At 67.9% G+C, this 11641-nt stretch carries 3 protein-coding genes and 1 pseudogene; 2 read left to right on the forward strand and 2 right to left on the reverse strand.

What is annotated here, in order from left to right; genetic code table 11:
• Positions 1 to 317 precede the first annotated feature (317 nt).
• A complete protein-coding gene (locus tag D7X74_RS32935) occupies positions 318 to 1391 on the forward strand; it encodes a hypothetical protein (protein WP_158622332.1) in 1074 nt (357 codons plus the stop codon).
• Positions 1392 to 1884: 493 nt separating this feature from the next.
• Here D7X74_RS32935 and D7X74_RS32940 read toward each other — a convergent pair whose 3' ends face one another.
• The gene (locus tag D7X74_RS32940; protein ID WP_120536972.1) at positions 1885 to 8997 is read right to left on the reverse strand and encodes an RHS repeat-associated core domain-containing protein; all 7113 of its coding nucleotides are present in this window, start codon (positions 8995 to 8997) and stop codon (positions 1885 to 1887) included.
• Between the two features lie 530 nt (positions 8998 to 9527).
• Positions 9528 to 10616: a serine hydrolase gene (locus tag D7X74_RS32945; RefSeq protein WP_158620357.1), complete on the reverse strand. Its 1089-nt coding sequence runs from the start codon at positions 10614 to 10616 to the stop codon at positions 9528 to 9530.
• Between the two features lie 193 nt (positions 10617 to 10809).
• Here D7X74_RS32945 and D7X74_RS32950 point away from each other — a divergent pair.
• Positions 10810 to 11641 (forward strand): annotated as a pseudogene (locus D7X74_RS32950) (hypothetical protein); the annotation flags it as partial.

Here is an 11641-nt window from a genome sequence, read left to right on the forward strand (position 1 = left end):
GGTCACGTTCTGGGCGAGTGCCTCGGTCGCGCCGGGGACTCCAGCAGGAGGCACCGGGGCGGGGGACGAAGGCCGCGTGACGTCATTGCGCTCGCTCATGGAAGCCGGCTCCAGAAACAGAAGTTGTCGAGGGGAACTGAACGGGAGTTCGTACCACGCGCTCGGCCGGCCCCTCAACTTCCCGTCTTTCTTGACGATTTGAGTGCTGGAAGGCCGGGCGGACGGGCAGGCGGGCGGTGCCGGCGAGAGGTGCGCACGGCGCTGGGACACGCCGTGTTGCCCGGGGCGGGAGGGGCGTGGTTGGCTCCCTGCTCCCCGTGAGCCCGCCGCAGACCGATCCACCGATTCCCGTCGCCGCGAAGAGCCGGCAGTCGTTGGAGCAGTACATCGGGCACTGCGAGTCACTGGGCCGGTATCAGGTCCAGGACGTGCTGGTGGTGCGCAGCTACGCGGGGGACCTGCAGCTGTGGGTGAACCCGTCGTATCCGGACTACCGCAAGGCGTGGGTGAGCGCGTTCGGAGCGGTGCCGACGGGGCACGACGTGGACCACGTGTACTCGAAGGCCCGGGGCGTGCTGTACGGGTACGGCTACGTGCGGCTGGCGCTGGTGGACGGGGGCATCAACAAGGGCAGCGGCACGTTCGAGAAGCTGATGGGGCAGGTGTACCAGGAGAACGTGAGCCAGGGCTTCGCGATGCAGCCGCCGGAGATCCGCTACGCGGACGACGTGCAGGCGCTGAAGTTGAAGCACGTGTCGTTCAAGCCGCGCCAGAAGTACGCGGAGAGCACGAAGCCAGGGCAGGCCATCCTGGGAGGCACGAGGCTGACGGGGACCACGAAGCCCCTGACGCCCCTGGCGCAGCGGGTGGTGGTGCCCCTGGCGACGCCGCGCAACGTGGCCACGTCGAAGCCGCTGGTGACACCGAAGGCGCTGAAGCCGACGGTACCGAAGCGTCCGCTCCAGGTGACGGCGGTGACGGTGCACCGGACGGGGAGTGGGATCCGGGTCGTCTCCGCGCCAAAGTCCTACGAGTGGTCTGGGGCGGTGGTGGAGTGGCTGATGAGCGCGCTCATCACCTCCGTGAACTACAAGCGGACCCAGGAGGCGCTGGACAAGATCCTGGCGGGAGTGGAGCAGCACATCCCGAAGAACGGCGGTGTGCTGATCGCGACCGTGTACGAACAGCCAGGCAACGCGGATCAGTACGGCTATTCGACGGAGCTGTTCATGTACGCCTACGTCATGGCGTACGGGACGACGGCGCAGGAGGCATGCCAGCGCTACGAGGAGGAACTGGCACACCGGGGTGGGGCCACGCTGTCACCGGCGGCCCGACAGTCGTGGAGGAAGGTGGAGCACCACGTCTGGGTTCAGGCGGGAGAACGCTGAAGCCGTTCGGGTGGAACATCATTCGTCCGATACATCCACCTCGGCGATGAGTCCGGTAGCGTCAAAGGTCACGGTCCAACGCTGCGTCAGGTGCTTGTCGTCCGGGAAGAAGACCGTGTCCGACAGAGCGGGACCGCCGCTGTGCCCGACCTCGATAGCGGCTCACGGTCCATCCGACAGCGAAGCTCCCGGCGGAGCCATCGTTGAGCGGGCTGGGGTCCACATGGCGGAGCGCAGCTGGGCGTTCAACATCCTGTTGAAGGAACAGGAGGGGGAGGAGCGAGACTTCCCATGCAGCAACCATCCAGGAAGTGCGAGCGCTTCTGGTGGCTCTCCTGCGGAGTGTGGTGGCTCCGATTGCACATGTCCTGGCGTGGATCGGCGCTGCGGATGGTGCTCAGCCGGTGGATGTGCTGATGGCGGACCGCACCTCGCCGTCGTGACTCCCCTGGCAGCCCTGGGGAGGAGGCGTGGGGCCTCCTCCCCGGGAAACTCAAGGCAGTTTCATCAGGTACCAGGCGCCGACGCCCTCGAAGTTTGCTGGCGAGCCGAATGCCTTGGGGTCCACGAAGTAGGCCTTCCCCAGGTTGTTTCGCCCCAGGACGATGTGGGCGATTCCCTTCCGGTCGATGGTCATGAGGCCGCCCATGGCGCCCTGCTCCCAATTCGCCACGACGGCGTAGGCCTCCTCGAAGCCGCTCATCGTGACAAACGGCCGGCCGAAGTACGCCTCGATGGCGTCGGGAGTCATTCCCTCGACCGACCTGAGCGCGCTCGCGGGATTGCCATTGAGCGTGGCATGGCCCGCGATCACGCAGTTGGCGCAATTCTTACCGCCACCGCCGATGTTCACGTACTGCAGCTCCCCACGCAGCTGCTCATAGTAGGGGTCGAACTTGGACGGCTTGATGACCGACGACGGGCTCGGGGTGAAGAACGAGCCGACAATGCCGGTGACGGTTCCCCACGCGTAATACCAGCCGTTCCCGCCGGAGGTGATGCCCCAGCTGGCGCGCATGTTCTGCGTGCAGCCCGGACACCAGAACATCATCGAGTCGCCGAGGCCCTGCGAGAAGCTCGACCACCGGTCGAACCACGAGTTCTCCCGGACGGCGGTGGCCTCCGCGCCCTGCTCCGATGCGAGGACCCGCTTGATCGCCTCCTTGTACGTGAAGCCCGCTGCCGCCATGGAGTCGAAGTTGAAGGACGGGTCCATGGCGATGCCGGTGGCCGTGTGGACGATGATCTTCAGGTTCAGGCCCGCGAGGGTCTTGGGCCCCTGGGCGAACGTGGCCGTGGCCGTGATGGGGTTGGCCGCCTGGGGGTTCGCGACGCCGCCGGACGCGCCCGCGGAGGGCAAGTACAGGCCCGGGTTGTTGATGCCGCTGGGGCCACCTCCGCCGCCCGGCATGCCTGGGAAGCCCTGTCCATCCGGGCCCCGGCACTCATCTCCAATGCACCCCGCCCCCAGCACCGGATCCATGCCTGTCGGGTCGGCGCGGTTGATGGGGTCGTTCAGCGAGAACGCATAGGGATGGGTGGTGGCCGCGGTGCGGACGACGAGGAGCGGATCGCGGCTCAAGAACCGTCCGATGACCGGGTCGTAGACGCGGGCGCCCAACTGCGACACCCCCAGCGACTCCAGGGCCTCACCGCCGTTCCACTGGTCGCTGGAGTAGAGCAGGGAGCCCGGTGACACGGAGCCGGTGGACTTCGCCTCGCCGAACCCCTGGTAGTCCACGTCCTGGATGAACTGGCCCTGGATGTCGGCGGAGTAGCGCGTGCCGCGGATCTCCCCGAAAGGGAAGCGCCAGGGGCCCTTGAAGCCCTGCCGGGTGGCGACGATGCCGCCCGGGCCCGGGATGTTGCGGGTGAGGACCTGGGTCTTCTTCCCGTCGATGACCTGTTCCTTCAGCTCCAGAAGGCCACCGAACCTCCACACGTGCCGGGCGTCCCTGCCCGAAACGCTCAACTCCATCTCCTCCAAGCTGCCCAGGGCGCCGGAACGGAAGGTGGCGGTGCCCTCGGGCGCGGAGATGGAGCGCACGTCGCCAGACGGCAGATAGGTGAGCTTGCGCGTCCCCGTGCGGGTGGGCTGGCTGAGCACGTTGCCGGAGCTGTCATGGGCGACGTTGCACGCGGTGCCGCCCAGCCCTCCGTTGCCATAGCCGATGCGGCAGAGCCGGTCGCGGTCCACGGTGCCGTAGCTCATCGCTGCGTCAGCGGTCCCGAGCACGTCGTTCTGCGTGAGGACATTGCCCAGGGCGTCGTAGGTGTAGCTCCAGTCCGCGAAGTAGGTGCTGCCCGTGGAGCGCTTGAAGGTCGCGAGCCTGCCGAGCGCGTCGTAGGAGAGGTTCCTCTTCACGCCGGGGGAGACGCCGTTGACGGTCTCCGTGCGCACCAGTTCGCGGCCCACGGCGTCGTAGGAGGCAATGCCGACGCCGCGGGAGCCGTAGCTGGACGCGAGGGTCAGGCCGCGCGGCAGCCGGCGCCCGGTGTCGTCGAAGTCCCCGACGAACTCCACCACGCCTCCGTGGATGGCATTGCGCACCCGGCCGAACGGGTCGATGGACTTCGCGACGAAGAGCTCCTGGCTGATGTCCGGGCCCTCGTACTTGACATACATGGGCCGGCGCGCGGTGTCGTAGGCGTACCAGGTCACCTCCTTCTCGTAGCCGGTGTCGGGCAGCTGGAACGTGAACGCGTCGAGCGCCCCGTTCGCGTGCAGGTCGCTCTTCTCCACGTAGTACGTGCCCTGGGCGTCGGTGTAGACGTGCGCGTTGGAATGGCCGTAGGCGTCGTAGCTGTAGAAGACCTCACCCAGGGGGGACCGGGTCTGCGCCAACCGTCCCAGGACGTGGGTCGGGGTGACGAGGGACGTGGGGCTGGCGCCGACGTCGTAGAGGAAGTCGTGGACGGTGTCCGGCTCCGTCACGCCCAGGGTGCGGTCCTCGGAGTGGGTGAGGCGGCTCAGGGCGTCATATTGGGAGACCTGGCTGCGAGCGCCAGTGGGGGCCGTGACAGACTCGGTCCAGGTGACCTCCAGCGGCTCACCCCAGGTGCTGTACTTCATCGTCTTCACGGCGCTGTCCGGCTCCTGCCACGAGACGCGCTGGCCGAAGGAGTCCTGGACCCACGACGACGTCACCGGGCCCGTGAGTCCCACGGGATCCAGGTAGCGGGTCATGCTCGTCACCTGGCCCAGCCGGTCATGGGTGAAGGTGGCGTGCTCCAGTGGGGTGCCGCTCTTCGTCGTCGTGCGCGACAGCACCCGGCCCACCGCCGTCAGGGTGGAGGAGTGCAGGACGTTCGCCTGCGGCGTGGTGGAGATCATGGCCGCGGCGTCCCGGAGGGACACGGTCTCCAGGTGGTTGGCGAACGTGCGCGAGTAGCAGGTGGGGAGCAGCTCGGTGCCCAGGTTGGGCGTGGTGGTGTAGGCCTGCGGGCCGTTGCCGCGGATCGCGCAGGACGGGGTTCCATCCAGGTTGAAGAAGGAGCTGGTGCCATAGGCGGTGGCCGCGTTCTGCGAGGCCGGGTACGGGTCCGCCGCGAACACCACGCGCCCCATGTCGTCGTACGTGCGCGCGCCGCTGATCATCACCTCGGTGCCGTAGTCGCTGCCCAGGGGAGACTCGGTGCGGCGGGTGCGGCCCAGCTCGTCCATGAACGTGGTGGTGGTCTCGCCCACGGCGCTGCCCTCGGTGCCGGGCGTGACGGGATCCATGAAGGTCTTGGTCGTCACGCGACGGCCGAGCGGATCCAGGCCGGTGTAGCCCAGGTAGCGCGTCGTCGACATCACGCCCAGGGCGCCGCCTTGGGGCTGCACGGTGGAGCGCACGGGCCGCTCATAGCCGTCCCGGTCGATGCCGTACCAGGTCAGGGTGGGGTCGGTCATGCCGCGCGACGCGAGGGTGAGCGGATCCAGGTTGAGGGTGGTGGTGAGCGTCGGAACGCCGGTGGCGTCCACGCGCTGCTCTGTCTGCGCGAGCCCGAACTCGTCGTAGGCGAGCTTCACGGTGCGCGTGGCGCCGTCCTCACGCACCCGGGTGACGGAGGAGGGATTGCCGGCGGCATCGTAGCTGGCGGTGTACTCGGTCACCGTGTTCAGGATCGCGCCGGTGGTGAGGTCGCGCCGGTCGCGCAGGTGCGAGGTGAGGCGGCCCACGGAGACGCTGCCGGAGGCCAGGCCGTCGTAGCGCCAGGACTCGGAGGCGTAGGTGACGAAGGGCGTCTTGTCGCACGTCCAGTAACGCCGGCTTTTGGGCGCGTGGAGCACCCGGGGGGCCGCGCCCGTGCTGGTGGGCGTGGCGTACAGCGTCTCCACGCAGAGGTCGTCATCGGTCCGGTAGACGTCGTTGGCGTGCTTGGCATTGAGGGTCCGGCCGTAGTCGTCCACGTCCGTCGCCTCCGAGCGGGTGACCACGTTGGCGGTGGAGGGCGGTGCCGCGCTCCCGCGCCAGGAGTCGGTGACGCGCGAGTAGGCGAAGCCGTGCGCGCGGCAGGCGTCGTACCCGCTGTTGACGACCAGGTACGAGGCCGGGAAGTCGAGCGGATGGGCCAGCTCGAAGCAGTCCAGGCCCTCGTTGGGCGTGCCGGCGGGCACGGGCTCCGGGAAGTACTTCGTGCCCCATTCCATGTGCGAGGCCTTCAGCCGGCTGCCGTAGGTGGTGAGGTCGGTGGCCAGCAGCGTCCAGGGGTCCAGGCTGGCGCTGGTGACGGTGGTGATGTCGCGCACCTTGCCGGTCAGCAGGGAGCGGCCGAAGCGCACGGCCGGGGAGGTGTTGTCGAAGGCGGGCTGCGGATACGTGTCCGTGATGGTGGCGTAGCCCTCGCCCCTACCCAGGACGGTGACGGTGCTCATGGACACCGAGCGCTGGTAGGCGGGCATGGTGAAGGCGTGGAGCGCGGAGTCGTAGACGAGCTCGGCGCCACCGTAGGCGTAGCGCGTCTCCGCCAGGGTGCCGCCCAGGCCCAGGCCGCCGACGGTGACGACGGAGGAGACGACGACCTCCGGGAAGGGGACCTGGTGCTTCGTGGTGCCGTCCTCCTTGGCGGAGCGGTAGGCGATGGTGGTGAACGCGCCGTAGTCGTTGTTCACGCGGATGAGACGGCCGGCCTCGGGCTTGCCGGGGCGACTTCCGCCGGAAAGTTGGTAGACGTCCAGGTTGGTGCCGTTGAGGCGGATGACCTCGGGCTTGCCATCGCCATTGAGGTCATAGAGGCCGCTGCGGGTGTCGGACGTCAGGCCGTCGCAGCGCTCCGTCTGGCTGGAGAGGGAGAAGGTGCTTCCCGTCACGCTGATGTTCACGGCCGGGGCGAAGCCCGCTCCGGTGCCCACCGCGACGGTCCATTGCCCGGACGAGTTGAGGTCCACGTAGTCGGGGATGCCGTCGCCGGTCAGGTCGCGCAGCCCCTGGGTCTGGCCGGAGCCGTAGGGGGTGCTCAGGGGAGGATCCGGATTGGGCCAGGTGCAGATGCGTTCCTGGGCGTTCTCCTGCACGGACAGGCGGCCCGGCAGCGTCAGCGTCGCGACGCTGAAGCCGCTGCCCGTGCCGAGCGAGACGGTGGAGCCCTCCACCCGGTCGAGGAGGCCGTCACCGTTGACGTCGGCGAGGCCACACTCGACGCGCTGGGTGTCGCTGGTCGTGAACCACAGGCCCACACCGCAGGCGGCGTTCGGCTTGAGCGTGACGGGCGAGGAGAAGGCGGTGACGCTGTCGGAGATCATCACGCCATAGGTGTTGAAGAAGGCCTGGACCGCGTTCCCGTCGGTCAGCGTGGGCTGCACCTTGATGGAGCAATCGCCGTAGTAGATCGCGCCGTCGGCGCTGCCGTTGAACGAAGGCGGGATGGCTTTCACCTCGATGGGGGAGGAGTTGAAGACGAAGTCCGGGAAGCCATCGCCGTTGACGTCCGTCACCTCCCATTCGGTGTAGGTCTTCTCTGGGTCCGCGAACGCCACCGCGCCCGTGGGGCCGCACCCCGGGGTGCCCGAGGACGTCTGCTCCCACTTCGGGATGCTGGCGTTCCACCTCCAGCACAGGCGGACCCCGCGGTCGCGGCCGCTGAAGCGGCTGGAGAGGGGCAGGTAGCCATTGCTGAGGGAGTGGCCCAGACCGACGAGGTGGCTGTAGAGCGCGCTGACGGAAATCGTGCGGCGCTGCCACTGGATGCCAGTGGGGCCGGTGCCGGGCGTGTTGAGGTAGACGACCCACTTGTACGGGGACTCGCCGGCGTCGATGAAGTCGACGCGGCCATCGCCGTTGACGTCCAGGGCCTGACGCCACACCCGGTCCTTGCCGCTGGCGGCGGGGTTGCCAGGGAAGCGCATCTCCGTGGCGCTCATCGACCCGAAGGGGCCGGAAGCGAAGGTGGCGTCGGCGAGCTGGGCGTTGACGGTGCCCAGGGTGGTGGCACCCGCCGCGCCGGGCTTGTTGAGGGCGACCCAGAGCTTGCCGCTCTTGGCGTAGACGAAGTCGGGCAGGCCATCCCCCGTGACGTCGGTGAGGCTCTGCCAGGTGGCGGAGCCCACTTCGGACGTGAGCGGCGGCAGGAAGGTGCCATCGCGGCCGGTGCTGGAGAGCTTGGTGGTGTCCACGCCCGAGGGCATCGGGATGGAAGCGGTCTTCGCGTAGGTGAGCGTGCCGCTGGTGGTGGCGAGGCCGTAGGTGAAGGAGGCGACGGGGAGCGCGACGGACTGCTCCGGGGTGCCCTGGCGGCCGAGCACGTTGACGGAGACGAGGCGGGGCAGCCGGGTGTCGGAGTCGGTCTGGTAGGCGAAGGTATAGGTGCGAAGCCGCTGGGGGGAGCTGGCGCAGGTGGCGCGGCTGGAGACGTCCAGGGTGCTCAGGGTGCGCACCCGCGTCATGACGATGTTGGTGTTCAGCAGCGACAGCGAGAGGGGCGACGAGACCGGGGCGCCGTAGTTGAGGGTGACCTCGTTCTTGAAGCAGTTGGACTGGGGGTGCTTGTTGTAGAGCACCTGCCGCAGGTCGATGGTGTAGCCCACGCCCGCGCCCGGAGTGGCGACGCCGGAGACGTCGTAGAGGAGCTGGACGGCGGTGTTGTCCGGGCCGGTGATGGACGTCAGCAGCCAGAGGCCCGCACCGAAGAGCAGGTTGGGCTGGGTGAAGGTCCAGGTCCAACCCTCACCGTCGTACATCACCCATGTGCCCTCCACCTCCTTGAGGAGCAGGTCGGGCGCACCGTTCCGCGCGCCCCAGTGCAGCACCTGCGGCGGCCCCGCGGAGACCTGCCGTGGAAACAGCTCCAGGGTCTGTCCCTGGAGGGAGAGGGTGACCTGCTCACGGCCCGTGGGGGCACCCGTGCCCACCCGCGGCTTGCGGTGGGCGAAGGTCAGGTCCCTTCGGATGTAGGAGAGCGGGATGTCCCAGCCCAGGCCCACCGCGCCCACGCCCCGGCCCCCAGAGCCGATGGAGACGGGGACGGGGAGTCCGCCGCGCGAACCTGGCAGGTCGAGGGGGATGGAGGCGGAGTAGCCGCCGGAAGCATTGACCGAGCCGAGCGAGGTGCCGGTGTCGGAAGCACGCGCTGCGTAGTGGCCCCCCGTGGGCGCCAGCTGCGCCGCCCCAAGGTGAGGCCACATCCCCAACACAAGTCCCAGGGCCAATCCCAGCCACGGGCGCGAAATCGTCATCTGCATTGAAACCCCCTCTGAGTAGGTATCAATACAGAAAATAACGCTAGAAGTGAAGTCCAGGAATTCCATGGACTCAGTGCGTCAGCGGCAGCCAGCCGTCCCAGCCGGATTCAGCGAATCCCTGGCGGAGCGGGATGTTGTAGACGTCGCAACGTCGCAATCTTGATGGCCCCATGGAATGCCACAGGGCACATCGCGCGGCTCGTCGTTCGCCCCTCCGGTGCCTGACCCGCCTGTCCCTTGCCCAGGCGAGCCTCTCCCAGGACGGCGATGACGCCACCGAGAAGCGCGTAGCTCCGAGCGTCCATGTAGCCGACCACGTCCATGAACGGGACGGCCTTCTCTGAAGTGGAGGCCTGGGCTGCGGGTTGTCCGCCAGTGACGTGTTTCGCAGCGCGGTCGCGTGCAGCAGGTCGGGCTCGGGTGGTGTGGTTTTGCAGGCCACGAGCCACATCGTTGGAATGTCATGTGGGTTCCTATGGCTTGGGGTTCTGGAGCCTCAGAAGGGTTTCCGCGAAGGCAAAGAGCTTCGCGTCATCAGGACGCAGGCTGCTCAGGAACAGGATCGTGCGACCGTCTTCGAGGACCCGCCAGGAGATGGTGCGATAGGCGCCACACGTCCCGTCGTTCGATGCGAGGGTCTGGGCTTCCGGTCCCGACCCCAGCGTGCGGACGCGTCCGCCCAGGGCATAGGACGACTCGGGACGCTCGACGGTCAGCAGCGCCTTCCGTGACGCAGGCGACAGGAGTTTTCCCGAGAGCACCCCGTGGTTCAGGCGAAGCATGTCGTCGGCGGTGCTGTAGAAACCGCCACCCGTGACGAGGTAGTTCGGGAGCGGGTAGACGCGGCGCTCTATCTTCGGTTCCAGGGACCTGTATCCCAGGGCCAGATTTGGAATCGTCACCGCTTCACCCGCCGCGATACCGCTGTCCGCCATGCGCAGTGGTTTGAACACGAGGCGCTGGGCGAGCTGTGCATAGGGCTGCCCGGAGACGCGCTCCAGGATGGCTTGCACGAGAATCCAGTTCGAGATGTTGTAGTCAAAGCGCTCGCCAGGACGGAACACGAAGTCCCCGCTCGCGTATCGAGTCACCGCTTCGGCCTGGGGCCGAGTTTCGCGCTCAATGCTCGGATCCTTCTTGTATTCATCCATGAGGCCGTTGGGCAGGCCGCTGCCATGGCTGAGCAGATGACGCAGGGTGAGCTGCTTCCCTGTGTCCGCTCGATACTCCGGGAGGTAGGTGCTGACAGGGGTATCGAGCGCGAGCTTTCCCTCGTCCACCAGCCGAAGGACGACGATCGACGTGAGCCACTTGCTCACGGAGCCCATGAAGAAGCGGCTGTTGCGAGTAAGAGGCCGCTTCGTCTCGGCGTCCGCGACACCGAACGCCTCCGCGTACTCCGCGCGTGAGCCCTTGCCGATCAGGACGACGCCATTGAAGTGCGTGTCCGCGACGAACTGCCTAACTCGGGCTTGAAGCCCCGCATCCTCCGCCGCCTGGACTGGAAGCGCGACGCAGAGGACAGCCAGCGTCGTCAGGCAGGCCAGGTTCAAGGGATTCACAGGCAATGGGTTCCTCGCCGCGGCGGTGGGAGGCCTACCGTAGGCCAGATCCTGGGTACGACGGGACCTTCCCGCGATTGCAGGAAGGCACATGCCGCATGGCAACAAGGTGGCTGCTTCCTCCACCGCCGCCGGACTGAACGTCAGACGTGTGTCCTTTGCTTCATCGCTGGAACCCTCACCGGCGGTGCGTATGCACATGAAGCAAGGCTGGGTCGTGTGGCTGTGGCTCCTTTTGCCAGCATCCGCGTGGGCCGAGGACGATCAGACGTCGCACCCCGTGGAAGCAGGCTTGCAACCTGAAGAGCACGTGACGCCACCTCCCGTGGAACAGGGGGCCAGGGAAGTGCCCCCGCTCCGGCGGTGGCACTTCCTCACCCGACTGGAGGCCACGACGCTGACGCTGCTGCCGAGAGATGGCATGGGCCAGGACGAAGGCTTCGTGCAACTGGAGCCCTCGCTGGTCGTGGACGGAGGGGAGCTGTTTGGCCTCAACCTGGGCGCCCCGGTGCGGCTGCGGTTGTGGGGCGAGAGCAGGGGGGCGGGCAGCGTCCGTGAGGAGGACTGGGATACGCTGTCTGACTGGGGGCAGGTGGTGCGCCTCCTCTCGGTGGGCAGCGACGCATCCCCGGTGGCGCTGTGGGCCGGCTCCCTGGATTGCTACAGCCTGTTGTCAGGGCACCTGGTGCGGCGCTACTCCAATCGCAACAATCCGGACTACCACCCGGCCGGGGCCGTGCTGACGGGCACCCTGGGGCCCCTGTACACCGAGGCGTTTGTCTCCGACGTGCTGGGGGCCCGCCTGATGGGTGCCGAGTTCGCGCTGGACGTGCAACACGTCCTGTCCGGCCAGTCCGCGCAGCCAGGCCGCTACACGCTGGCACTTTCGGCGGTGCACGAGGGGACAGGGATTGGAGACACGGCACGGCGGACGACGTTGGCGCATGTGGACGCGGCGGCGGTGGTGCTGGTGCAACGGGGCATGAACAGCGGCTTCGAGGCGCAGGTGTTCGCCGGGTGGGGAG

Origin of the sequence: Corallococcus sp. CA047B, assembly GCF_003612065.1 — a bacterium.
Lineage (GTDB): Bacteria > Myxococcota > Myxococcia > Myxococcales > Myxococcaceae > Corallococcus > Corallococcus praedator.